A 25,468-nucleotide genomic window follows, 5' to 3' on the forward strand; every position below is an offset into this window, starting at 1 on the left:
ACTGCGGGGCCGCCACCGACTCGGTGGCGGCCCCGCCGTTCGCTGTCCGGGCCCGGACAGCGAACGGTCACAGGGTGTACTTGATGTCCCAGTGCACGGCGCCCTTCTGCGGGTGCTCCAGGACGTACTCGGCGTCGTGGGTCAGCCAGCGCGGGTCGCTGCTGCGGTCCTCGCCGCGGAACAGGTTGTTGGTGATGAACTTGTCGAGGCACGGGTTGGGCCGCACGTCGATCTTGTAGCCGGTGCCGTGGATGCGGGCGCCCACGGTGCTGTGACCGACCTCGGTGCCGCCGGTGACCGTCACGTCGCAGCCGCTGCGCTTCTTCAGCTCGATGGCGAGGTCGAGCGTGGGGGCGAGCATCTTCGTGAAGCTCGTGCAGCCGTACTTGCCCTGGTCCGTGCAGTCCTTGCTGGAGTGCCAGTCGACGCCGGCGGCGCGCAGCCGGGAGATGGCCTGGCTGTTGGTGAGCTTCGCCGGCGCGCCGGAGGACTTCTTCGCGGGCGGGGCGAGCAGGGCGAAGAAGGTGGTGTTGGTGTCGAACCCGGTCGGGGCGAAGTCGTGGACGAGCCCGGTCGGGGCGAGGCCGTGGTCGCGCTGGAAGTCCTGGACGGCGTAGAGGGTGCGCGCGCCGTAGGAGCCGTCGACGGTGACCGGGTAGCCGTGGGCCACCAGGCGCCGCTGGATCTCCTTCACCTCCTCACGGTCCGCCCGCGCCTTCGAGGACGGCTTGGCCGCGGCGGTGGCGGTGGGCGCGGGGACGGCGGCGGCGAGGCCGGTGAGGACCAGCACCGCGGCGAGCAGTGCGAGGAGGATCCGGACGTAGCGGTTCCTGCCTGCTGCGGCCAGGGCCGAGGTCGCGTTCATGGTCATGGGTTCCTTGTCTCGGTATGGGAAAGGGCGTTCGGGGTCGGGGAGTAGGGAAGGTCCGGGGTTCAGGGGCGGGGGCGGCGGGCCCAGGCGGTGGTGTCGGGGCGGGTGGCGTACCAGGCGGTGAGGGCGCCGCCGGCGAGGGTGGCCAGCGCCTGGAGGACCGCGGCGGCGCCGGCCTCGGAGCCGACCGCGAGGGTCAGGGCGCCCATCAGGCACTGCCAGGCGCCGAAGACGACCACCGCGGCGGTGGTGTCGGGGCGGGTGGCGTACCAGGCGGTGAGGGCGCCGCCGGCGAGGGTGGCCAGCGCCTGGAGGACCGCGGCGGCGCCGGCCTCGGAGCCGACCGCGAGGGTCAGGGCGCCCATCAGGCACTGCCAGGCGCCGAAGACGACCACCGCGCGGTGCAGCCCGCCGCGGCCCCGGCCGAGCCGGACGGCCAGGGCGAGGGCGCCGGCCGCGTGCAGCGCGGTCCACACCAGGGCGAGCTGCGCGAAGCCGACGGCGGCCTGGGCGGCCTGCTCCTGGCCGGAGAGCGCGCCCGCGAACCACGCGCCGCGGTAGGCGGCGTAGGAGTCGAGCTCGGCCTGGGCCTGGAGGAGCACGGCCAGGGCCAGGACGAGGTTCGCGATCGCCGCCGCGATCAGTACGATCCGCGTACGCGCCACCGAGCGCGGCGGCGCACCGGCGCCCTGGCGCGGGGGCAGCGGCTGCGCTACGGCCGGCGGGACGGTCGGCGCGTACGCGGGCTGGGGCGGCACGGGCCAGCCGGCCGGCGCGGGCTGGACGGGCATCGCGGGGGCGGTGGTGTGCTGCTGGGACGAGGTGTTCATGGCTTCTCCTGACGGCATGCGGAAATGGGCGCGCGGGGGCGCGCACAGGGGATCGGGGTAGTTGGCGGTGCGTCCGGCGCACCGCTGCAACCGATCCTGGCCAGGAGTGGGGCGGCGGTGAAGTACCTGCGGGGGGCGTCGGGTTTCACTGAAACCCGCACCGCCGTGACCAGTGCTTTCACCGTTTCAGTGGAGATTTCAGGAGGGGTTGCGGACACCGTGGGAACCGACAAGGACCCGGACTACGAGGCGGAGGACCCGGCCTTCGTGGCGGCCGTACTCGCGCTCGCCGACGACATGGACCGCTGGGCGAGACAGGTGTGGGAGCGCATCGAGGCCAAGGGGTGGAATCAGGACCGGATCGCGGTACGGACGCCGGAGGTGAGCATCTCCCCGACGAAGGCGTCCCACTGGAAGCACGGGAGCGGGATCCTGCATACGGACCGGGCCCTGCCCACGGCGCTGGAGACCCGGGTGGTCGCGGCGCGCCTGGAGCTCACCGGCCGGGAAGCGGCGGACCTGATCGAGCTCGGCCGCGCGATCGACCGGGCCTGCACCGGACTGCGCAAGCAGTACCGCTGGAGGCAGCGGGCGAGGAAGGTCCTCGGCCGCAGAGCAGCCGCCACCGACCAGGCCGCAGCCGTGCCGGTGCCGGTGCCGGAGCTGCAGCCGGTGCTGGTGCCCGAACCCGTGCCGGTGCTGGGGCCGGTGGTCGAGCCCGAGCCGGTGTCCGAGCCGGTCGTCCTGCCGCGGGGGCTGCGGCGCCGGGGGCCCGTCAAGGGCCGGCGTTCCCGGGTGAGGATCGGAGCCGGTGCCGCCGCGGTGGCCGTGGTCGTGGGCCTCATCGGCTGGTACGGCAGGTCTCCGGACGTCGGGTCCGCCGAGGCCGCCGAGTCGGCCGGTGCCTCGGCGCCCGCCGCCTCCGGCCCGGCCGCGCCCCTCCCCTCCGGCCCCGTCGCGTCGAGTCCGGCGCCGTCCACCGCCCCGCCGTCGAGCCGCGCGCCGTCCGGCTCGGCCCCGGGGAGCCCACCGTCCTCGCCGTCGGCCTCCCCGACTCCGTCGCCGGTACCCAGCCCGCCGGCCTCCGCCCCCGCCTCCGCGGGCGTTGCGGCCGCGGTCCCCGCCGACACCGGCGAGCACTGCCGCGGCCCCGTGGAGGCCTACACCGACCACCAGGCATCGGTCGACGTCTGCTACCGCCGCTCGGGCGACGACCTCTACATGATCGGCTACATCCAGTCCGCCGCCCGGCCGCTGAGCGTCGACCTCTACCTGTGGCTGAAGGACGGCAGCGGCACCGCCGTCTACCCCACCGACCACGCCGTCGCCTGGACCAAGGTCACCGCGACGGTGCCCCAGGCCCGCAGGGAAGCGAAGATCGCGGTGAAGCTGAACCCCGGCACGACGTACTCCGTCTGCTTCCTGGACTTCCCCACCGGGAGCCCGACCCCGAAGTTCAACACCCCGGGCACCGGCCGGCAGGTCACCTTCGTCTACTGACCGGATCCCGCCCCCGCACCGGGCCGCCGGGGGCCGCTCACCGCCCCGCCGGGTCGGGCACCGGGGCCGTCTCGCCGCCCCGTCCCCGGTTGTTCCTGCCAGCCGGTGGCGGTGCCCGTCTGGCCCGCCGTCGCGCCTCCTGTCCTGAGGGGCGCGGCTGCCAATCCGGTTTCCGGAGCGCGGCTCCTCCGTCAAGGGGAACCACTTCTTGAACTTCCCGTTCGGTCGGGCCGGGCTGTTGCGGCCCCGGTCCGGTGCGGTGCGGCGGGGCCCGGCCCAGGGGGGAGCCGGCCGGGCCTGTCCGCCGCACCGCACGCCTGCCCCGGCAGCGCGGGTCCGTGCCTCCTGGGTGCGGCCGCTCTCGGACAGGAGCCGGTGCCGGGCGGTCGGGGGCGCCGCGGCAGCCGCCCGCCCGCTGCCCGCCCGCCGCCCGCCCGCCGCCCGCCTGGCGGCGGCCGGCCGGCTCGCCCTCCGTTCGAGTGCTCTTGGCGGCCCGTCAATCTTGACGCTATGGCCCTCGTCCGAGGCTGTCCGGTGGAGAGGCCGGCCACCGAGAATCGACGGGGCCGGGCGGTTGTGTACAGACCCGCTCCCACCGGGGTGACTCCTTCCAGGAGGCGCTCCTCATGCTGCCCGTCATCGCGTCGATCAACCAGCACAAGAAAATCCTTGCCCGCCACCCCTTCCTCTCCTCACTCACTGACACGGGCTCCGAGGGGCGAGTATCAGCGGTACAGCCACTAACGCTGAGATTGATCTTGAAAGGGCCGATCGGCCGATCGGCAGCGCAGGTAGCTGTCGGGCGTGGACGGCCGATCGCGCCTGGTGAAGCGGGGTGTTCAGCCTGGGTCTGGACAGCTTTCCTGATCTGTGCCGGACAAGCAGATGGAGTGCTCATGGCCGAGTTCGAGATACCGGACTTCTACGTCCCCTTCCCCCTGGAGTGCAATCCGCACCTGGAGGAGGCGTCCCGGGCGATGTGGGAGTGGATCGACGCAAACGGCCTCGCGCCCACAGAACGGGCACGCGACAGGATGCGGCGCACGGGAGCCGACCTCTCGGGGGCGTATGTGTGGCCCCGCGCCGACCTCGACACACTGACGATCGGTCTGAAATGGATCGCGCTGACCTTCCGGATCGACGACCAGATCGACGAGGACGACACCGCGGAGCGGCTGCCGGCCCGGATGACAGCCATCGACGAGCTGCGCGGCACCCTGCACGGACTCCCGGTCTCCGGGCGGTCACCGACCGCCCGGGCCCTGGGCGCCCTGTGGCAGGAGACCGCCCTCGGACGGCCCGCTACCTGGTGCGATGCCTTCATTGGGCACTTCGAGGCGTTCCTCCAGACCTACACAACCGAGGCCGGCCTCAACGCCCACGGCGCCGGACTCCGCCTCGACGACTACCTCGACCGCAGGATGTACTCGGTCGGCATGCCCTGGCTTTGGGACCTCGACGAACTGCGCCTTCCGATCTTCCTGCCCGGCTCCGTACGAACCTGCGGCCCGATGAACAAACTGCGCCGGGCCGGCGCGCTGCACATCGCGTTGGTGAACGACGTCTTCTCCGTCGAACGGGAGACCCTCGTCGGGTACCAGCACAACGCGGTCACCATCATCCGAGAAGCACAGGGCTGCTCGCTGCAGGAAGCGGTGGACCAAGTGGCGGTCCTCGTCGAAGCCCAGCTCCACACGGTGCTGCAAGCCCGGCAGGAACTCCTCGAAGAACTCGACAGGCAAGCCCTGCCGTCACGGGCTCGCGAGGCCGCAGTCGACTACGCGGCCAACGTCGCCGCCAACCTGAGCGGGCAGCTCGTTTGGCACTCCTCGGTCGAACGGTATGCCGTCGACGACCTCCAGTCCGCGGCCGATCCACGGGCTACCCCGACGACCTCCTCTCTGGGAATATAGATATGGCCGGGATGCTTACCGTGGTCCATTCGCGCAGGCGGATTCGATGATCGCTGTGCCTACCCGGGCGGCCGCTCGATCTACGAGCCCGACGCGGCGGGCCGCTGGATGTGGCAGGGCGACACCCCGTAGAGCGCCCCGACCCCGGTGGCGGCGGTGCCCGCGCCGGCGGAAGGCGTGCGGTGCTACAGCGCGGAGTCCTCGATCGCGCTCTGCAGGCGGGCGCGGACGTCGGCGCGGGCACCGCCGCCACCGGGGTCGGGTCGTCCTCGTCCAGCAGCAGGCCCAGCAACTCCAGGGCGGCCGCGAGGACCGGCACCGGCACCGTCGCGGTGCGCAGCATCTGCAGCTGCGCGGCGGCCCGCTCGGCGGGCGTGGTCGGGGCCCCGGTGATCGGGATGAGGGCGGTGAGCCCGCGGGGCAGGCGGGGAGCAGAGGTCATGGGCCTCATTCTCCCGGGCCGGCGGCGGCCCGGCCGTCCTCCGGCCGGCGTTCGGGCCCGGGTGCCCATCGCCGGGGGAGACTGGGTCCATGACCGACCGTCGACCACTCCACCTTCCCGGCACCGCGCCCGACGACGACGGCGGCCAGGCCGCCGCCGGCCGCCCCCGCCTCCTGCCGATCGAGCGCGCCCCGCACCCCGACCCGCAGCCGCATCCCGACCCGGAACCGGGGCCGGGGCCGGACGCCGGGCCGTCCGGGCCCGTCCCGCGCGCCCGCCGACCCCTCGGGCACGGGTTCCTCGCCGAGCCCGACGGTTATCTGGGGCTGGTTGGCGTTCCCGCAGATCAGCCCCAGTGATCGCCATGTAGGCACATGAGGCACTGCCTGGCCGGCGCAAACTGTTCGGCCGAATAGTTTGGGGGCGTACCGTGACGCGCAGGCGTCATACCGGTCAGTACGGGGTTGATTCGTGACGGCTCGACGTCACGCTGCCGACCGGGCTCGGCGGGAAGCCCGCTGACGCCAGGCGCGGGACCGGCACCGACCGGAGCAGTAGACGGCATCGCGCCGCCGGCTCGCCCTGGCCATGGTCGCGCGCCCACAGACCGGACAGGTCAGCGCCCGGATCAGCCGTCGGTGACTGGCGTAGTGGGCCTGCCCGAGCAGGGTCAGGAAGTCCAGGCGGCGCTGTTCCGCCTTGCGGTCCCGGTACGCCTGGGCCCGGCAGGCGTCGTCGCAGTACCGGCGCCGGGACGAGGCTCCCCGGGGGAGCCGGCCGCCGCAGCTCGCGCAGTACCGGACACGTGCCACAACTCCATGGTGGCGCGCCGTCCGGCCGATTGGTCAGCAGCAGCCCCAAGTCCGGGCGGAAGCATTTCGGTCGAAAATCTTCGCACTGACGTTCCAAACTTTTCGACCGAAACGTTCGGCCTCGACCCGTGCCGCGTGTGCCTCATGAGCCCCCAGATATCGGTTAGCCACAGGCGCCTACAGGCGCTGTTCCTCATGTGGCCAACGGCTCCGGGCCGCCCAAGATAACCACTGACCCCTGCCGCGCCCCGTCCCGGCCCCGTACGGCCCGCTGACGGCCGCTCAGCACCCCGCCGGGCCAGGGCCCGCACAGCGAAGCGGCGGGTGTCCAGGACGGTGTTTCTTGGCCCCGGGGTGACGGCTGCAAGTGGCCCCACCGAGGAACGGTTTAAGTTGGCCCCACCAGGCGGTCAACGGGGCAAGTACGCATGGACGACAGTCGTACCGGTTGCAGGATCAGTCGGACCTCTCGGCTACTGTCTGGGCGGTCGGCGGCAGTGAGCGGTGCCGACTTGAGGAGCGGGGCCGTCCCGCGGGCAGGGGACCAGATGAAGACCGTCAGCGATTTCTTGCCCTTGCTCGGGGCTCCTGTCCGGCAGGACGAAGGGCATCTGATCAAGGAGATCGCTGCCTCCTGGTCGATCACCTTGCCCGAGGACTTCATCGCGATCGCCGGCGCGTACGGCGACGCGCTGATCTCGGACTACCTCTACTTCTGCGGGGCCCGGAAGCTCCGCAGCTACGCCGACCGCATGGGCCGCATGCTGGAGGCGACCCGGACGGTTCCCCACGCGGTGCTGCCAACCCCGGGCGGTGCCCTGGTCTGGGGGAACACGGTCGAAGGCGACCAGCTGTTCCTCGTTCCCCGCGGGGACGGGTCCTGGACGGTCTCGGCGTTCCGACGTGGCTGGGCGGACTGGCACGACACTGACCTCGGCTTCAGCGACTGGTTCCACCTTGCGCTGACCGGCCAGACGGCCACCGACTGGCTGCCCGAGTGGGAGCCACTTCCCCACCCCCTTGAGCCCAGCGACGAGTGACACGGGTGGGGCCACTCCAACCCGTTCCTTCTCGACACTGCCCCGGGCCGCCACCCGGACGGCCTAAAAATGGGACCAGACGAACCCGTTCTGGTGGGGCCAAAACTCACCGGCGCAGACAGGCGGGGCTGCCACCAGCCGGTGACGGCCCCGCCGCCTGCTGCCCGCTCCTACCAGTCCAGCGCCGGGCCGCCGTAGCCCTCGCCGCCCTCGTCGCGCCCGAACCGCGGCCGCTCCCGGTAGACCACCGGCGCCCGCTCCGGGGGCGGCTCCAGGCCGGGCGGCGCCGCCGTGACCGCGACCGGGGGAACGTGGACCAGGCCGTCGTCGTCGACCTGGGCGTGCTCGGCGAGCACCGCCAGCACCCGCTCCGCGCTCCACCCCAACCCCGCGGCCAACGCCGCCAGGCGGCGCCCCGCCTCACCCGGCACCACCACGCGCACCTCCACCCGGTCCACCGGGTGTTCAGCGCCAGTAGTTTTGGAGTAGGTGGATTCAATGGCAGTGCTGTGAGCTGTGGTTCTGCAAAAACTGGGACTACAAGTACCAGGGCTCTGAGCTGCCAATTTCCCTGATCTGGTCGGGGTATGTGGTTTCTGACCTGCTGTTATGCAGCATCTGGGACAAGCCTGCAGAGTGCCTGGTGCGATCTATATACCAGCGTGGTGGTTTGACGGCTCACCGGATCGGCCTGGCGGCGGGATGCCTGTCGAACTGCGGTCCGGTGGCTCACCGGCAAGGGGGTCGGTCTGGGCTGTCCCCGTTTCATTGTCCGCGTCCTGAGGCAACGGCGCTGCCGCCGAGGGCCGCCCTGCGGCTCGGTGTGTCAACGGTGGCCTGCCGCTGCTGTCCGCTGACCGGCTGGGGTCGCCTGAGCCCCGTGCCGCGTGGGTGTCCGCCAGCCCTGACCACCTGGGACGGGAGCGTCCCGAATCGGCGGTCAGAGCTGGCGTTCTGCTCAGCGGTCAGGTGTCTTGAGTGTTGGTCACTTCTGCTGATCCGCTGTCAGGTTGTTGGGTGGCTTCGGCGCGGTCGCGGTCGCGGGCGTGACGGAGTCCTTCGAGGAGCCGGGACTGGTCAGGGTCGGGCGAGGTCTGGGCCTGGTCGAGGACGGTGTAGACCTCGGCACGGTCGATCAGTGCATCGAGGTTGGCCAGAGTGTCGGCGTCCACTGCGCCCCAGGGAGTGCGGGGCGGGCGGACGATCTTGGTGAGTAGGGGCAGGAGCTGCCAGGTGCCGTCGTCAAGGCGTTGGCGGATCCAGGCCCGGGCGGTTGCGTGGTCGATGTGGCGCCAGTTCCAGATGAGATCGACATCGGAGTCGCTGAGATGGGCAGCGGGGCGGGATCCGGGCGTCGCCAGATGCTGGCGCAGCCGCGCTACCAGGCCGGTGCGGGCTTCCTGGACCCAGGCGTCGTCTTCCTGGGCGAAGGCAGGCTTGCTGTTGCTGGGCTCCGTCGCGTCGTACAGGACCCGGCTGGCCAGCATGGCCCCCTGCGGGGTGGCTGCCATGCGCTGCAGGACCTCTGCCCGCCCGTCGGACGGGAGGCTACGGAAGAGGTCCTGGGCGAGGAAGCGCGCGCTCACGTCCGCTCCGAGCAGGCCTTCGGTTTGTGCGGTCAGTGAGCCGTAGCGGGCGGCCAGTTCGAGCAGCAGCGCGGTGGAGGGGACCGGGGTGCCGGCGTCCATGCGTTGCCTGATGCGCCGGCCGATGCGCTGGGTGTCGTTGTCCAGCCGCAGGAGGAGTTCGGCCGCCTCCGGACCGGGGGCTCCGGCCGTCAACTGATCGAGGCCCGTGGTGAGAGCGGCTTCGGAGAGGTCGTCGTCGGGGATACCGAAGGCGACGTAGCGGTCGAAGTAGTCGTTGCTGCCGATGCCGCGACGCCGCGCGGTGCCTGACGCGTCGCCACCGCCGCCGAGCGCCTGCCCGAGCGGAGGGAAGAGCATGGCCAACAGACCGAGCACTCCTTCCATGTGATCAGGGGCGACGCCGGCCTTCTCAAGCCGCTCGCGCCATCGCTGGGTGTGCTCCCCGGACTGGCGCTCACGCCTGGCGGCCGGATCGAAACTGGTGCCGGTGAGTTCGGCGCGGTGGCGGTTCAGCAGGCGGTAGACGCCGGGCTCGCTGGTGCGCAGGAAGGTGACGAGGAGGAAGTCGACGAGGTCGACATCGCCGGCGAGGGCGTGAAGGGATGCGGCGGCCTGGCCGAAGTAGCGCTTGATCGCCCGCGGTGTGCGCAGCCGGTCCTGCAGGTACTGGAAGTAGGCGGTTGCGAGTCGCCGTTCCTCGGGCTCGGTCAGTGCCAGTTGATGCGACTCGAGCAAGGTGCTCAAGGATTGGTCGACAAGTGCGGAGGCGTCGCGTTCGCGGAAGGCGGGCAGGTCCAGCCTGACCTGGATGATCTTTTCCAGGAACTCGCTGGCCCGGTGCTGGGAGTCGCCCACCAGGTCGCTGCGCCGAAGGACGTCGAGGAGGGTTTGCTCGTCGAAGCTGATGAGGTAGTAGACGTTCGGCAGGTTGCCGACCAGGCGCACCAGCTTGAAGACCAGGAGCAGCTCTTGGGGCGTCAGCCTGTCCAGGTCGTCCATGACCACGAGAACGGGGCGTCCCGCCTTGCGCAGTGCTTCGCTGGCGGTCGCCTTGGCGGCTGATGGACTGGTGTCTCCGCTGATCCGCTCGGAGAGGGCCTTGATGGCCTCGCTGGGGTCCAGGCCGAGGAGCCCGCCCACCTTGCCGAGGGGGCTGATGGCCTGGCCGAAGTTGCCGATCTTCTTCCGCGTCTCCGACCACTGGTCGTCTTTGGGCAGCGCGCCGCGGATCTCGCTGAACAGGGCCATGGTGAGGGTGTCCAGGTCCGGGTAGAGCCACGGGTTGAGCTCGGCCACCGACCATGACACACCGTCGGCCGGGCCTTGCCGGAGGTTGCGCAGCACCATTTGCAGGACCGAGGACTTCCCGGACCCCCAGGGCCCGATCAGCGCAAGAACGCCGGACTCGCTCTGACCGCGGACCTCCTGCAGAAGGCCCACGGCGTGGTGTGCGTATCTCTGGTGCCCCAGCAGGTCAGGGGCGTCCGGGCTGCCGTCGACCGGGTCGTCGTTGAAGAACGTGTTGGCCATGCGTGCATCCTGCTCCTGGAGAGGCCCGTCGAAGGGCTGAATGCCTTCAAAGACCTCGCAGCCACTGGCCCGGTGGGTGTGAGGCCGGTGACTGCGAGGTCTTGCTGGTCGGAACGGAAGGGGCGCTTCCACCGGTGTGGGGTGGTCAGCCAGCGGTGCTGTGAACGGGGTCAGGGACTGCAGTACACGGCGAAGTCGCCGGCAGTGGCGTGCCGGACGTACTGCTCTGCTCCGGCGAGCAGGAGCAGTTGGTCGTGGGTGGCGTGTTCGGCCTGGAGGCCGGGTTGGACGACGACGGTGTGGAAGCGGGGGATGAGGGTGCGTGCGATGTCGTGGATCGCGAGGAGTTCCCTGGGGCCGCCGATCTCGTACGGGGAGATGCCGGTGCGCGCGGTGTACTTCTGGGCGCGGTCGCGCAGGTGGTCCAGGAGGGAGAGCGTCCTGCCGCGCCGCCATTTGGCGCTGCGGACGGCCTGGCCGCACACCTCGTACAGGTCCTTGACGCGGCGGCCTGCGGCGGCCTTGGTGTACTTGCAGTGCACGAGTGTGATGTCGAGGTACTTGTTGTCGACGACGCGCAGGCCGACGAGGTCGGCAGCCTCGCCGGGGCCGTCGTCGTCGATGAGGACGTCGAAGGCGCTTGATGCACGCAGGTGCGCCGACATGTGGAACTGGATGGAGTCCGGGCGGCGTTCGGGCCCCTGGGACTCCTTGGTGAGGTCCACGCCCTGCCAGGCCAGCGGTACGAACCCGCTCGTGTCGAAGGGGAGCCGGGCGTAACGGGGGTTGAGCAGTCGGCCCTCGTCGTCGATGAGGCGGTCGCCCTCCAGGAACAGTTCGGGACGGTGGATGTTCAGCCATGCCTGCAGCGGCAGCGCCTGCGTGCCGCGGGTGCTGCTGCGCACTTTCGCATCCGAGCCCAGGGGGCGGTAGACGAGGCGCCTGTTCTCGTAGTCGGCCTGGTAGGGGATGCGCCAGGCCGTGCTGACGAGGGAGAAGCGGAACGGGCCGGTGGGGGAGTGGTCGTCGACCTCGAAGTCGATGTCGGTCATCGAGCAGGAGCGGCCGTCGTGGTGGACGGTGAGCCGTCTGCCGGCGTCGGTGTGGATCTGCCAGGGCCACTGCACTGCGAGTAGGACGTACTCGGGTCGTTCGTCGATGTCCTCGGGGATGATGAATCCGTCGAAGACCCGTTCGACGTTGATGCTGTCGTCCAGGAGCTTGCTGCCCTGGTGGTCGCACCAGTCGGTCCAGGCCTTGAGGTCGGGGGCGGTGGTCGGGGTCCAGAACCGCCCGGCGTAGGCGGCGCTGATGGAGACGCCCTCGCCGTTCTCGAACCCGGACGCGGCGATGTGGGTCTGGCTCTTGTGCTCCTGGGAGGTGTCGAAGCCCTGGGAGACGTCGCTGCCGACGTGCAGGGAGAACCTGGTGAAGTGGTTGCGGGCGTCCTTGAGCCCCACGTTGCTGGGGATGAGCCGGTCCACCCCGGCCAGCACCCGGTAGGTGCGCGCCCCGTTGATCAGTTCGCAGTCCGGCCCCAGCACTGCCTCGGCGAGTTCCTTGTAGGCCCCGGACTTCTCCGAGCCGTGAATGTACAGCAGCCGCCGGGCGACGTCGAAGTACAGGATGTAGAGCTCGTAGACGACTTGTTCAAGTGCCTGTGGCGCGCCCCAGCGGACGGCGGTGCGGTGCTCGACGACGAACCACGCGACCGGGTTGTCCTGGCCGCCGGTGGCGACGGTCTCGTCGAGGACCCGGGCGTTTTTGCGGAACAGGCCGAGCGCGGCCTCCGGATTCCACTGCCCGCTCGCCGCGCGATAGGCGACGGCGCTCATCTTCGGCTCCAGGACGCTGACCGCGACATCGTCCGGGGCATCGGCGAACGTGGCGTCGAAGGCGCTGGTCTCCTCGGCGCTCGACGCGGCGCCGTCGGTCAGACGGTCCAGCAGCAGGTTCCAGTCGGCGTCCTCCCGCAGCAGCTGGCGCAGCGGCGACACGCCGGCGCCGGGTTCCTGGGCGACGAAGACGGTTGCCTCGCCCAGGTCCTTGCGGGCCCGGGCGAAGCGGCCGATGAACTGCAGCATCGGACTCAGGCTCCTGCGCGCCGCGTGCATGGCGGCGATCTTCAGCGCCGGCTCGTCGAAGCCCTCCCCGAGCATGTCGACACAGACGATGATGCGGCAGCTGCGGTCCCGCAGCGCCCGCACGGCGGCGGTGCGGCGGCGGGCGCCCACGTTCTGATGGACCACCGTCGGCGCGAACCCGGGAGCCAGCTCCCGGTAGATCTCGACGATTTCCTCCGCCTTCGGGATGCTCTCCGCCCTCACCATCATCAGGTGGTCGAACCCGGCGTCCAGATCGCTGCGCAGCCGCTCCACCGCGGCCTCCGCGAGTTCCCGGTCGGTGTCCCGCAGCCCCAGGACGGCACGGTAGTTGATCCGCCCGAAGATCCCGTCGCGCTGCGCCTCCCGGAGCGGGAAGCGGAAGATGACGCGCCCCGGCAGGCGCCGGCCGTCTTCCCGGAACGGGGTCGCGGTGAACAGCAGGACAGGCCGGTCGGCGAACGTGTCGATCACGCGTGCCCAGGTGGCGGCGGGGGCGTGGTGGGCCTCGTCGACGATCAGGTGGGAGAAAGCGCCCAGCAGTTTCGCCCGGACGGCCGGCGAGCAGGCGTTGAGCACCTGAGGGGTGGCCACGACCACATTGCAGGCCTGCGCGAACCGGGCAGCCTCGTCCGGGTCCTTGAAGGAGTGCTCCAGCCGGCCCACACACGGGCGCAGCGCGCCGGCCGACACGATGCGCTCGCGCTGCAGGACGCCCAGCGTCTCGAACTTCCCGGCGAGCTGGTCGCGCAGCGCAGCACTGGGAACCAGGACCAGGAGCCGTTCCACCCGGCCGGCCACCAGCACGGCGAGCATGGTCTCCGTCTTGCCCGTGCCGGTCGGCATCACCACCACACCCGGATCGGGCAGTCCGGAGACCCAGTGAGCCATGACGGCGTGCAGCGCGCCGAGTTGGGGGCGGCGCAGGCTGCCCGGCTCGTCGTGGGGGCGGTAGCCGATGGAGCCGCGCAGCGACCGCCTGACGCTGTCGGGACCGGTGCGGGCCAGGCTGCCCCGCCAGCCCACCACGCCCGAGGACGCGCCGGCGGGGAGCACCGCCGTCAGCGCCTCGGCCTCCTGCGGTACGTCGTGCGCCGCGTCGACGGCCGGCCAGCTTCCGAAGACGCTGTGCACCCGTTTCGCCCCGCCGCTCTCAGTGACATCCAACTCGCTCGCAGGGACGAGGAGTTGGCGGACATGGTTCTTCTCGTACTTCGCGGGATCGGCCCACACCTCGGTGCTCGTGTACATGCGCCGCGCCTTCTTCGGAGAGGGAGGTCGAACGTGCGGTCGTGCGGACTGGTCTTTCTCCCGCACAGGGGGCGGCCGGGCTTCGAAGGCACGGCCAGAGCGGACGGGCCCGGATCCCGCGGGCCTGCCCCCGCACCGGCGATACGTGCCGACACGGAGACGGGGCCGGTCAGTGCGCGGGGTCGTCGTAGCCGGTCAGGACCGAGTCGAGCAGGTCCTTGTCGATCTCCTCGGTCCCCTCCAGGATGCTGGCTTGGGCAGCCTGGCAGATGAGCTGGTCCAGGACATGCATGGAGCCGTCGGTACGCCCGTGGAGGTAGGCGGCGAGGTCGCGCAGGGTTCCGGGCTTGTGCTTGTAGAGGCGGAGGTTCTCCTCGACCTTGCCCAGCACCCTGTGCCACTGCTCGGGCTCGGCGTCGGTGTAGGGGACGGGCCGCACCCACAGGGTCGGGAAGGCAATGTGGGGCCGCGGCGCGTGCGTGCCCGCGGCCGGTGCCTGGCTCCGGTGGTCGCCGTACCCCGCCCTGATGATCTCCCGCGCACCGATGCCGCAGAACAGGAACGTGACGCGGGGCAGCCTGTCCTGAAGACGCAGGAGGTAGTCGAACGCGGTCTGCCGCTCGCTGCTCCTGATGTACTCGACACCGTCGACCACGACCAGCCGGGTGCCGGCACGCTGCATGACCCGCACGATGGGCTCGGTCATGTCGACCGGCCGATGGTTCATCGTCTCGGGAGAGCGCGAGTGCTCGATCCCGAGGAAGTCCGCGAACGGCAGCGACCAGTGCAGATCGTCGCTGCGGTCGTGCGGCACGTTGATGTACACCACCGGATGCCGGTCCGGGTCGGGCCCGTACAACTCGTCGACCAAGGCATGGAATCCGAGGGCGATCAGCGCCGCCAGCAACGATTTCCCGCTCAGGCGCGGGCCGTCGACGACGAAGTTCGGCCCGCGCCCGTTACCGGTCGTCAGGTTCTTCACCAGCAACCTGCGGGCCTGCTTCAGGGCTGCGCCCACATCGTCGGTCACCACCGGCAGCAGCCGGCCGTGATAGACCAGCCGTGGGTCCGACAGCGTCACCTTCGTGCCGAGCGGAGCGCAGTCCTGCAGGTCGGGCGGGCCGTAGGTGCGCCGGGCCTGTGCCCGGAAGCCCTCTTTCGTCGTCAGCGGCCCCGGATCGAACGGCCCGCCCGGCAGCGGGGATGTCCCGGCCGGCGCGGGTGCGGTGCCTTGCCGTGTGGTGTCGTTCACGAATCCTCCTCGTCGGTGGAGCCGGCCGCTGCCCGGGGCGGGGGAGCAGGATCGGAGGCATCGGCCGGGGCTGGCAGGCCGCTGAGGAACAGATCGGCGATGCCACCCGTGGAACCGCGCCGCTGTGCCACCAGCCGCGGCTCCTTCCCAGTCCCAGTCGTCATGTCCACTCCGGGATCCGCCGGCGGTTCTGCGTTCTGCGGCGGACGCTCGTCCGTGTCGGGAACAGCGACCGGCTCGCCCGCAGTCACCAGCACGCCCGCGTCGCCGGACAGCCGCGGCCCGGCGTCCTGATCAGGGAAGAGGAACTGCGCGGGATTCTCCAACGAGCGGGCCGGCACGATCGTGGCCGGGTCGGGGACACTGATGCTGGCGTACCTGTCCGGATCCGGCGGGCGCACCGCCGGCTGAGGCCCGGTGAACGGCCGGCCCGGCCGGCGCCACAGCCGCCGAGCTGCGCCCGCCCGCCGCCAGGCCCGTGCGGCGGGTGCCTCGTCGAGCGGCCCGCGCCGCGCCCGCTCCCGCAACTCCGACACGGCCAAGGCGATGTCGCGCTCCCGCTGCTCGTGCTCCTCCGGGCCGCCCGCATTGAGGAAGGCCTGCTCCGCGGTCTGCCACAGGTACTGGGACCACTCGCCGTCGATCAGGTCCTGGTGGATGAACTCGGCCTCCACCCACGGGTCCTTGCCGAGCTGCTCCTGGCGCTGGTCGAACAGCCACACATAGTGCGGCGCGTACGGGTCGAAGCGGATCGGCCACCTCTTGCCCTGCCCCCGCACCCCGGAGGGCTGCTTGTTGTATGCCTGGAGCGCGGCGCTGTTGTACGTGCGGTTGCCGACCCGCACGCCCTTGTCGCCGACCTGCCGCCACTCGCAGAGCAGCAGCTTGCGCGACTGCGACGGCGACAAGGGCAGCGGCGCGTACCCCTCGCATGCCACGAGAGCCGCGTACATCTGGTTGGGGGTGAGTACCACACCGGGCAGGTTCGGGCTGCGCAACCCCTCGTGGCGGTGCTGCTGCCAGTGCAGCGCTATCCATTCGTTCAGCAGGTCCTGCAGCTCGTTGAGCCGCCACATCGGCCCCTCGGCCACGTACTTGCCGCGCCGGGCCAGGTCCCGTGCCGTGTAGGCGGCCACGTACTGGCTGAACAGCTTCTTCAAGGCGGAGAACGTCGCCTCCACGATCGCCTTGTCGGGGCCGGTGTTGTCCCGCGCCGACCTGATCGAGATCCCCAGCGAGGTGCACACGTCCTCGAAGTGCTCGCCCTGGTAGATCTTCCCCTGGTCGACGACGACCATCTTCGGGCGGATCACCGGCCGCGCCGCGGCACCGGCCATCCGCGGATCGCAGGCGACCTGATCCGCGTAGGGCAGATCCGACAGCTCAGCCCTGCTGAGCGGCGACCATCCGGGCCGGGCCGGCATGGGGGCGAGTGCCTGCGCGAGCATGAGGGTGGCGTCGAACGAGGTGGTCGCTCGTCCGCCCAGCCGCTTGCCCTTGTACCCACGGCCAGGAGCGCGGGGCACGATCAGTGCCCCGATGATGCTGCGGCTGGCCACGTCCACAGCCGCGGTCAGCTCGACTTGGACCGGGTAGCCGTCGTCGCCGATCGCAAGCACATCCAGGCCGGTCGAGTCGATCTGCACCATCTCGCCGAGCATCCGTGCCCGTGTGGGCGTCCACGGCGGCTCGGGGGAGCCCGCCGCCTCCCTGCGGCGGCGTACAGGCCCGCGCAGGGAGCCCGTGCGGGTGCCGAGGCTGTTCAGCAGCCGGTAGAACCCGGTGCGGGAGATCCTCAGGTTCTCCTCGGGGTAGGCCGCGCGCAGGCCGGCCTGCAGCCGCTCGTGCAGGCGGGTGCCCCAGCCGGAGGACTCCTCGACTCCGTCTTTGAGCTCCTGCAGCAGCAGGGCGACGATCCGCTCGTCGGTGTTCCCGTAGAGCTTTCCGGCGACGACCTTCACCAGGGCCGCCACGCCCTGGGCCGAGTACTCCTTCAAGCGCCGGTCCAAGGTCGCCACCGACACCTTGCGCCAGCCCAGCGCCTTGAGTTCGCGCTCCTTGCTGGCCAACCGCTGGCTGCGGGAGACGGTGGCCGGGTCGTACTCGGGCCGGGGCCGCGCGTCGGGTGCGCAACCCGGCGGCAGGCCTTCCTCTGCCTCGCGCAGGTGCCGCTCCCACGCGCGGACGTCAACCAGTTCAGCCGGGGTGAGCAGGGACAGGATGCTGACGTCGGGGATCCGGGCTCCGGGCCGCTCCGTGCCGGCGTCGTCCAGGACCGCGAAGTCCGGGGCACCTACGACGGCCGACAGCAGCGCGACCGCGTCCTCGCCGTCCTCGTCGGCGGCGCTCAGGTGGACCCGGCCGCCCTGCAGGGCGGCCACCAGGTACGAGGCGCCGTGCCAGCGGACCGTGTCGCCCGGCTCCAGGCCGGCGCACCGCCCGTCATCGTCGTCCGTGCCCGGCGCGCTGCCGGTACGGCAGGTGCAGCCGGACCTCTGGGCCCTCACACGACCACCCGATTCGCGGCGTTGCCTGCCCAGGCGAGGGAGACCGGGATGAGGGCCCGGTCCCGCTCGAAGGACAGGTCACCGGTCCACAGCAGGTGCCAGGCATGGGCGAGAGCCGTGCGCGGGAGGCCAGCGGCGGCGACTCCCGCCGTGATCGGGCGCGCCACCGAGAACGCGGGGAGCAGCACGTCGCGGATCTTCTCGTCGTACAGGTCGGGGAAGCGGTGCGCGGACACAACCCGCAGCCACTGCAGGCGGATTCCCGTCGGGACGTCCAGCGGGGCGACGGTCCATCCGGCGGCGTCCGCGACATGCGCGACCACTTCCGCCTCCCGGGATCGGGCCTGCTCGTCGCCGTCGCGGGCAGGGTGCACGATCACCAGCCGCTCCCCGCGTACGGTCCGAGCGAAGAACGCGGGCTCTACCGTCCCGTGCGCGGAGCCGTCCTGCCAGCAGATCTGCGTCGCGGTCGCGGAGAACCACTGCACCGAGGCGTCGAAGTCCAGCAGGGCCGCCGCGTACATCAGCCGCTCGCTGCCGCAGACCACCATGCCTTTGGTGGTGGCCGCCCAGTAACGGGTCAGGATCGACTGCCTCCCGTGGTAGGCATGGGGTTCACGCAGGGGCTCGCATCGCTCCAACGGCACTGCGCGCATTTCTCCGGGAGCGGCCTCGCGCTCCCGGCCGTCCGGATCCCGATAACGCACCTGTACCTGCACACGATGCCTTTCCGCCGCCGGGCCGAAGCCCCGGCCGAGCCTGCGCCACCACATCGAGCCGCCGTGATACGCCCCACAGCTATCACAACTCGCCACCCGGCGGAACAAAGACGTCCACTTCAGGTGTGAAAGCCCTCCGCCTCACGTCACAGGTAGGGCCGGTCGAAGGTTCCGGCGCCCAGCTCGCCCGGCAGACAGCTCAGTTGCGCCACCGACGCCAGCGCGCCGACCACCTTGTGCGGAGCGGCCAGCGGCGGCCGGACCCCTGCCTTGCGCGCCGCCACGGACGTCTGCGGCTGATGCCGGGCCATCCAGACGGTCAGGACCGGGCTGAACGCCGGGCCCAGTTCGGCCACCGCCTGCGCGTGCCAACGCCGGTACTCCTCCCACGTCAACGCCCCCGCCAGCCGGTGCCGCTCGCTGCGCGCCAGGACCCGCGCGACCCGGACCGCCTCCGGATACGCCAGGAACGGTGCCGCCCGCCGTTCCCCGAGCCGGTCCGCGGCTTCGGCGAACCAGCGCGGCGCCCGTCCGTACAAGGACCGCACCTGGCGGTCGGCCATCATGGAGAAGGCGTCCGCCATCAGCGCCCGCCCCACCTTTCCCATCCGCCGGCCCAGACACGCCAACCGGCGGTGGGCGTCAAGGACCTGCGGCCACGGCCGCAGATCGGTCCACGGCCACGCCGTGTCGCGCGAGTTGTCCGTCCACCGGGCATGCTCGCCGCACACGCTCCAGGTGTCGGGCACCATCAGCCACGCCGGCTCGGTGACCCCGCGCCGGGCCGCGCACAGCGCGCACGCCCGTACCAGGTAGCCGTCCGTCACGGCCCACGGCCACTTCCACACCGGGTGCTCCCCGGAGCCCGTCAGTAGGTACTCCTCGCCCAGACTCGCCAAGGCCCGTTGCAGCACGGGCAGGGGCCGGCCGGCGAGCCGGGCCAGACGCTCGGCCGCGGGCCGGTTGAGGTAGAGCTCGGTCAGGTGGGGCGCAACCACCCGGCTCTTGCCCTCACCCACGATCTCCAGCAGGTAGCCCACACTCAGCCCGTTGCGCTCGGCGAGCCGGGTCACGTACGAACCGGTCGACTCGTTCGGCAGGAAGCGCACATGCAGCGGCAGCTCCCGCAGGTCCGAACAGCGGCCATGCTCCTGCACGTTCACATCGCTCCCCGGGGCGGACAACCGGCCCACCACGGTAGCGCATGTCGGCCGTATCATCACGGGAACATCCGGGCACCTTCCAGGGCCGGTCCGACCGATCGGAGACCCCGGACAGGTGCCCGAGGCGGCAGGCGGCCTGCCCGCATTGCCGCCCCGCACGTCGCAACGGCCGTGAAGGAACCGCCTCCTCAGTGTCCAGGGAACCGCGCTCACTGCGTGAACACCAGCAGCAGGCGATCGAGGCCGCGACGGCGACGCTGGGACTCCTGCCGAGAGCGACGGTGATCGCAGCGTGCGGCACCGGCAAGACCCTGATTGCGATCCGGGTCGCCGAGCACTTCGCCGGGCAGGGCAACGTCCTGGTGCTCATGCCCACCCTGGACCTGGTCGCCCAGACCATCCGCCGATGGCGCGAGGACAGCAGCATTCACCGCATGACCGCTGTGTGCTCCAGCGGCCGCACCGACTATCCGGACATCACCCGGCATGTCGTCTTCACCACCGACCCCGAAGTCCTCGCCTCCCGGCTCTCCGAGCGCCCCGGGCCGGCCGTGGTCTTCGCCACCTACGCTTCCCTGGAAGTGCTCGAACTCGCCCACCGTCGGCACTTCCTGCCCGAATGGGCGATCGTCGTCGCCGACGAAGCGCACCACACCAGCGGCGACCGCGGCAAGGACTGGGGAGCGGTCCACGACGACGAGCGCCTGCCCGCTGCCCGGCGCCTCTACATGACCGCCACCCCGCGCCTGTGGACGGCGAACAGCGGCACACGCAGACGCAAGCGCAAGCCCGGGGCCCCGGTCGAACTCGCGTCCATGAACGACGCCACCATCTACGGGCCCGTGGTCTACCGCCTCACCCTGGCACAGGCCATCGACCGCAAACTGCTGGCCGACTACCGCATCGTCGTGCCCATCATCCGCGACGAAGACCTGCGCGAGGTCCTCCACACCGCCGAAGCAACCCCCGAGTACGACGGACTGCGGCTGGCCGCCCTGCAGGTGGGCCTCCTGCAAGCCGTCGCCGACTACGGACTGCGCCGCGTGGTCACCTTCCACAGCCGCATCGTTGCCTCCCAGAACTTCGCCGACAGCCTCCCCCTCACCGCCGCCGCCATCAGCGAACAGGACACCCCGCCGCGCATCTGGTCCAGGGCCGTCCACAGCAACCAGACCCCGCGACAACGCGCCCGGTGCCTACGTCAGTTCGACACCATGCCCCTGCTGGGCAGCACGACCCGAGGGCCGCTGGGCTACCAGTTCGCCATCCTGGCCAACGTCAAGACCCTCGGGGAGGGCGTCGACGTCCCCGACGCCGACGGCGTCCTGTTCGCCGACCCCAAACGCAGCGCCGTCGACATCGTCCAGTCCCTCGGGCGCGCCCTGCGCCAGCCCCCGGGCTCCGGCAAGATCGCCACGCTGGTCATCCCGGTCTACCTCGCCCCCGGCCAGTCCACCCGGGAGGCCATGTGGTCCTCCCACTTCTCCGTCCTGTGGGACGTCCTCACCGGACTTCGCGACCACGACGACCGCGTCTTCCACCGCCTCACGGGCATCCGCCGCCGCCGCCTCCAAGACCCTGTCCTCCCCGGTCCTGAACGCGCCGACGAGATCGCCCCCGTCCTCGACCTGCGCACCCACCAGATCGACAGCGGTGAATGGGCGGACGGCTGGAACGCGGCGGTGCGCTTCGTCGACCGGCACGACCACTTCGACGTGCCCAGCGACTACACCGACTCGTCAGGATTTCCCCTCGGCTGCTGGGTCGGCCGTCACCGCACCCACTACAAGGCCGGGACACTGCCCATCGAACGGGCGGTCGCGCTCAATGCCCTCGGCATCTCCTGGCCCCACCCACCGGACAGCTTCGAGCACCACCTGGAACGGGCCGCCGCGACCGCCTCCCGCACCGGAAGCCTCGCCTTCGACCCGACGATCCCCGGCAGCGACCCCACGCTCGGCGCCTGGCTCGCCCGCATGCGCCGACGAGCGAGCACCAGCAACCTGGAGTCCGAACGGGTCGACGCCCTCAACGCCGTCGACCCGTGGTGGAACCCCCCATGGAGCTTGCGCTGGCAGCACACCTACACCCACCTACGTCACCGACTCGCGACCACCACCTGGACGATCCCCTACCACCGGCAGGCCGACACCGACACCGGCTGGAACAGCTGGCTCGACCGCCAGATCAACCGCCGGGACGACCTCCACCCGGGGCAGCGGCATCTCCTGCACCACCTCGCCCGCACCCACCCCGACGCCCACCCCCACACGATCCTCCTGTCCCGCCCCGCCACCGCACTCGCCGCAGCCTTCACCCGCGGACTGCGTGCCGCCCGCCAGTACCACCAGCGCGAAGGCCACCTGGATGTGCCCGCCGGCCACTGCGAGACCGTCGACTCCGAGCAGGTCCACCTCGGACGATGGATCCGCCAGCGCCAACGCGACGCAGCCCAACTGACCAGCCGGCAGCTCACCGCCCTGCGGGCCCTCGGCATCGACCCGGCCCCGCACTTCCTCCAAGCCCCCGCCGACCCCGCCCTCACTCAACCGGCCGGCCCCATAGAACCGCCCGGCCCCCCGCTGGCCGCCCCCCGGATCCCGCAGCCGTTCCCGCACCGCGCCCGATCGGAGCCAGCCGACACCACGGCCGGAAGCAGCACGGCGCCGCCAGGCACAGACACAGCCCCCCACCACCAGGCCACAGCCCCACCAGCCGCTGCCGTCATCGCGCAGGCCGCGCCCAGGCCGACAGCATTCGAGGAGCCGTGGGCCAGCATGCTCACCAAGGCCGCGACCTTCGCCGCACAGCACGGCCACCTCAACCCTGCCGAAGGCGCCCTCGCGAGCTGGCTCTCCCGGCAGCGCCACCTGCACGCCACCGGCCGACTCGCCACCAGACGCCGAAACGACCTGGACGCCCTCGGGATGATCTGGAACAAGCACGAGGACGCCTGGGAGCGCGGCTACGCCCACGCGCGCGCGTTTGCCGTGCGCACTGGCCATCTGGCCGTTCCCGCCGACGAGCAGGTCGAGGACTACAACCTCGGCACGTGGGTGCGTCGCCAGCGAAAGGCCGACCTGACCGCGGATCAGGAAGCACGGCTCACCGCACTGGACCCGCTCTGGCGGATGGCGCCGGACTGGCAGCGCTCATACCGTCGCCTCGTCGCCTACCTGGCAGCCGGCGGCCGCCTCACCGGTCCCGTGAACCGCACCGGGACACCCGGCGACGAACGCTTCCGGCCGGGTGCGTGGCTGCGCATGCAGAACCGACACGCCGACACCGGCAACCTCGACGCGCACCAGACCGCGCTCCTGGACGCCCTCGGAGCCTGGCGAACCCACCCCGCACAGGGCGAGCCCGCGCCGTACCGCAGGGCGCAGGGCAGTGCCGGCTGCGGGCAGCCCCCATACGCCCGGTCGATGGCCGCACCACCATCAGTGCCGCCCCTACGGCCCGGACCCCGAACGGACCGGCCAGCCCATCGGCCGCCGCGGTCCGCCCTCACCCCGATCCACCAACTGCCAGCGGAATTCCGTCGCTACATCAAAGCTGCGCGAGCCTTCCGGGACCGGGAGGGCCACCTGGACGTCCCGCCCGGATTCGTCGAGCGCGTCGAGCACGCCAAGGTCCGCCTCGGCACCTGGATCGCCCGCCAACGCGACAAGGTCTTCCGAGGGCAACTCCCGCCGCTCCTGATCTCAGAACTGGAAGCCCTGGACATGGTGTGGGTGCGCAGATGACCACTGGGCGGTATGGCGGGCCGCCGGATGCCGGCCAGCGGCTCCGGTCCGCCACAGCGGTCACCAGGACCGCGAGGAGCGCGATCCCTGACCGGGAACCGCACCCAACGGCGCACGAAGACCAGTATCGGAAGCCCTCCCCAGAGACGTACGGATGCGGTCGGGTTCGAGGTATAGTCGCCGCACTGCGCACTTGTGGGTGCGTGCCGCCCTGTATGGCCACCGCCTCGGGTAAACCGGGCCGCCGCCCGGACCACAAGGGATGCACCCGGCACTGGTCCTGACCTTCCATCACATCCAGTGGTCTGCCGGAGACATCGCGCGGTGGGATGTGCTCCGCTCGTAGCAGGCCTGGATCGGAACGCGCATGACCGCCAAGACCCACCGCACCCGTCTGGCCAAGGCTCTCGCCAAGACCCGGCCCGTGTCCTACCAGAAGGCCCTGGCACACGTCGTCGCCTGTGGCGATGCGGGACTGTTGCCGGCCAGGCTCGACCAGGACGGCATGAGCCAGGCCCTGGCCGTCCTGGAACGTCACCTGGACACGCCCGCTGTCGTCGAGTCGGGGCCGGCAGCCCGGTCGGCCGTGGGACCGGCCGCCGTGCCCTCGGCCAGGAAGCCGCCGATGTCGAAGGACCCACGGTGCGTGGCGTTGTCGGACGCCCTGCTGCCCGTTCTGGAGTCCACCAGCCCTGAGGGGGCCGGCGGCTATGGCGGCTCCCTGCAGGCCAACCTGTCCCCGGCCGAGGCCGAGGCGTTGGGCGGCCTCCCCCTGATCCGGGCTGCCCTGCGGCGCGCGGCCCGCCGACTGGGATGGCGGGTACAGACCGTGGGCCACGAGAGCGAGCACGTGGTGGTCGTGTTCATCCACGACACCAGGGAAGCCCCGGCCGAGTTCGCCGAGGCATTGGAGCGCGACCGCCACCGGCAGGGCAGGGAGGCCGCGGAGAGGATGGACCGGTTCTACGATGGGCGGGACGTGCGCGAGCTCGGCCCAGGCCCGGTCGACCGCCAGAGCGCCCTGTTCCGGACAGCTGCCCGGGCAGTCCTTTCACGGCAAGCGTGAGCGAAACAGAGTCCACCAGCCCGCCCGGGCAGGAGCGCCGCAACTGCGGATGATCGCTGCGCAGCAAGGGCAGATGGTTCCCGCCCCACGCCGCAGCGATCACCGCAGACAGTGCCTGTTCGCCGGCCGGATTCCGACGGCCCGCATCGACCGGCGACCACCACCGGCATGCCCATTATCCCCGGGGCCATGAAGAGTTGAGGAGAAGCAGTACACATGAAGCGCGAGCGGGCGACCGCAGTGCTGGTCGAGATGCTCGACCGGCTGGAGCAGGGGGCTTGGCCGTTGAACCTGGTCGAGGAGATCCACCTGTTCGGATCCTACGCCCGGGGTGCTCTGGAAGTAGGGGACGTGGACGTGGTCGTCGAGCACGCCACCGACGCACGCTGGACGCGGGAGTCACTCGACGCCTTCTGCGACGGTCGCGACAGCTATGTGACGATGCGTCAGGCACTTCGGGGCCGTCGACGCGGTGTCAGTTTCCAGTTCCAGGAGCGCAAAGCCCTCGAGAGCGAGGGGATCGATCTCTCCCTGCTGTGGCGGCGCGGTGAGCCGGTCGTCACAGCCCGGCAGCGGCTTGCCGCGCTCACACCCGATCCGGCCGCCGGGCGCGCACCCCGCGACCACGTCCTGCCCTCGTACGAGGCCATCGCCGACCTGCTCCCACGACCGGTCCGCATCGACCTGCACCGCCTGTGCACTGAAGGTGCCGTGACCGTGGCCGCGTTCTCTCTCCCCGACGCCTGGCCGACCTCGGCCAGGGCAGCCGCGCACGTCCAGGGCCGTTGGGCCCTGAACAGCCCGCTTCGCCGCGCGGCGGCCGCCGCCCTTGCCCGCCTGGAGAGCACCGGCCAGGCACTCGAACGCGTCGAGGTCCACGGCCAGCACCTGGTGTACGGCACGGCGGACGAGGCCGTCGACTGCTTCGTCGACCTGGGCTGGCGCTACTGGCGGAGCGCGGAACGCTACCTGGACGACGGCCAGGCGTGGTTCGAGGTCCTGCCGGCCACGGCCCGCCAGCCCTTGCACGCCCTGCACGTGACCCCCGTCGCCCTGGCGTAGCGGGCCCGGGCCGGATCAGGGGCACTGCTGCGGGTTGTAGTGCGCGAAGAGGTCGCCGAAGAACGCGGACCGG

General features: G+C 71.3%; 16 protein-coding genes. 7 read left to right on the forward strand and 9 right to left on the reverse strand.

The features are described from left to right. Positions 1-67: 67 nt before the first annotated feature. Both KSE_RS40695 and KSE_RS37820 read right to left on the reverse strand, forming a co-directional pair. A complete protein-coding gene (locus KSE_RS40695; RefSeq protein ID WP_051055599.1) occupies positions 68-865 on the reverse strand; it encodes a peptidoglycan-binding domain-containing protein in 798 nt (265 codons plus the stop codon). A gap of 68 nt (positions 866-933) precedes the next feature. Beyond that, entirely contained in the window at positions 934-1,701 is a 768-nt protein-coding gene (locus KSE_RS37820) for a hypothetical protein (RefSeq protein WP_041293870.1), read from the reverse strand. A 219-nt stretch (positions 1,702-1,920) separates the two neighbouring features. Here KSE_RS37820 and KSE_RS37825 point away from each other — a divergent pair, with 219 nt between their 5' ends. The 4 genes from KSE_RS37825 (at position 1,921) to KSE_RS37835 (ending at position 7,408) form a co-directional block, all read left to right on the forward strand. Beyond that, positions 1,921-3,201, forward strand: a complete 1,281-nt coding sequence (locus tag KSE_RS37825; protein WP_014133197.1) for a hypothetical protein — start codon at positions 1,921-1,923, stop codon at positions 3,199-3,201. A gap of 896 nt (positions 3,202-4,097) precedes the next feature. Continuing rightward, positions 4,098-5,114, forward strand: a complete 1,017-nt coding sequence (locus tag KSE_RS37830) for a terpene synthase family protein (protein WP_014133196.1) — start codon at positions 4,098-4,100, stop codon at positions 5,112-5,114. Between the two features lie 531 nt (positions 5,115-5,645). Next, on the forward strand, positions 5,646-5,915 hold the full coding sequence (locus KSE_RS42560) for a hypothetical protein (protein WP_033258910.1): 270 nt from the start codon (positions 5,646-5,648) through the stop codon (positions 5,913-5,915). A 1,001-nt stretch (positions 5,916-6,916) separates the two neighbouring features. Beyond that, complete coding sequence (locus KSE_RS37835; protein WP_014133193.1) at positions 6,917-7,408, forward strand: hypothetical protein; 492 nt, start codon at positions 6,917-6,919, stop codon at positions 7,406-7,408. Between the two features lie 170 nt (positions 7,409-7,578). Here KSE_RS37835 and KSE_RS37840 read toward each other — a convergent pair whose 3' ends face one another. The 7 genes from KSE_RS37840 to KSE_RS37870 all read right to left on the reverse strand — a co-directional run bounded on the left by KSE_RS37840 (position 7,579) and on the right by KSE_RS37870 (position 19,521). Further along, on the reverse strand, positions 7,579-7,845 hold the full coding sequence (locus tag KSE_RS37840) for a hypothetical protein (RefSeq protein WP_231873102.1): 267 nt from the start codon (positions 7,843-7,845) through the stop codon (positions 7,579-7,581). A gap of 528 nt (positions 7,846-8,373) precedes the next feature. After that, on the reverse strand, positions 8,374-10,527 hold the full coding sequence (locus KSE_RS37845) for a P-loop NTPase fold protein (protein WP_014133191.1): 2,154 nt from the start codon (positions 10,525-10,527) through the stop codon (positions 8,374-8,376). Between the two features lie 170 nt (positions 10,528-10,697). Then, positions 10,698-13,880: a DEAD/DEAH box helicase gene (locus tag KSE_RS37850; RefSeq protein ID WP_014133190.1), complete on the reverse strand. Its 3,183-nt coding sequence runs from the start codon at positions 13,878-13,880 to the stop codon at positions 10,698-10,700. Positions 13,881-14,049: 169 nt separating this feature from the next. Beyond that, complete coding sequence (locus KSE_RS37855; RefSeq protein WP_014133189.1) at positions 14,050-15,132, reverse strand: AAA family ATPase; 1,083 nt, start codon at positions 15,130-15,132, stop codon at positions 14,050-14,052. After that, on the reverse strand, positions 15,129-17,513 hold the full coding sequence (locus KSE_RS37860) for a Mu transposase C-terminal domain-containing protein (RefSeq protein ID WP_148283035.1): 2,385 nt from the start codon (positions 17,511-17,513) through the stop codon (positions 15,129-15,131). Before KSE_RS37860 ends, KSE_RS37855 begins: the two co-directional genes overlap by 4 nt. 122 nt (positions 17,514-17,635) lie before the next feature. After that, positions 17,636-18,295 carry a hypothetical protein gene (locus KSE_RS37865; RefSeq protein ID WP_014133187.1) on the reverse strand — a complete coding sequence of 220 codons (660 nt, stop codon included), beginning with the start codon at positions 18,293-18,295 and terminating at the stop codon, positions 17,636-17,638. A 209-nt stretch (positions 18,296-18,504) separates the two neighbouring features. Beyond that, positions 18,505-19,521, reverse strand: coding sequence for a TniQ family protein (locus KSE_RS37870; RefSeq protein WP_014133186.1), 1,017 nt, complete (start codon positions 19,519-19,521; stop codon positions 18,505-18,507). Between the two features lie 191 nt (positions 19,522-19,712). Here KSE_RS37870 and KSE_RS39225 point away from each other — a divergent pair, with 191 nt between their 5' ends. The 3 genes from KSE_RS39225 (at position 19,713) to KSE_RS37885 (ending at position 25,395) form a co-directional block, all read left to right on the forward strand. Next, the gene (locus tag KSE_RS39225; RefSeq protein WP_014133185.1) at positions 19,713-23,267 is read left to right on the forward strand and encodes a DEAD/DEAH box helicase; all 3,555 of its coding nucleotides are present in this window, start codon (positions 19,713-19,715) and stop codon (positions 23,265-23,267) included. A gap of 367 nt (positions 23,268-23,634) precedes the next feature. After that, positions 23,635-24,333: a hypothetical protein gene (locus tag KSE_RS39230; RefSeq protein ID WP_014133184.1), complete on the forward strand. Its 699-nt coding sequence runs from the start codon at positions 23,635-23,637 to the stop codon at positions 24,331-24,333. A gap of 216 nt (positions 24,334-24,549) precedes the next feature. Then, a complete protein-coding gene (locus KSE_RS37885; RefSeq protein ID WP_014133183.1) occupies positions 24,550-25,395 on the forward strand; it encodes a nucleotidyltransferase domain-containing protein in 846 nt (281 codons plus the stop codon). Positions 25,396-25,468 lie beyond the last annotated feature (73 nt).

This window comes from Kitasatospora setae KM-6054 (assembly GCF_000269985.1).
Lineage (GTDB): Bacteria > Actinomycetota > Actinomycetes > Streptomycetales > Streptomycetaceae > Kitasatospora > Kitasatospora setae.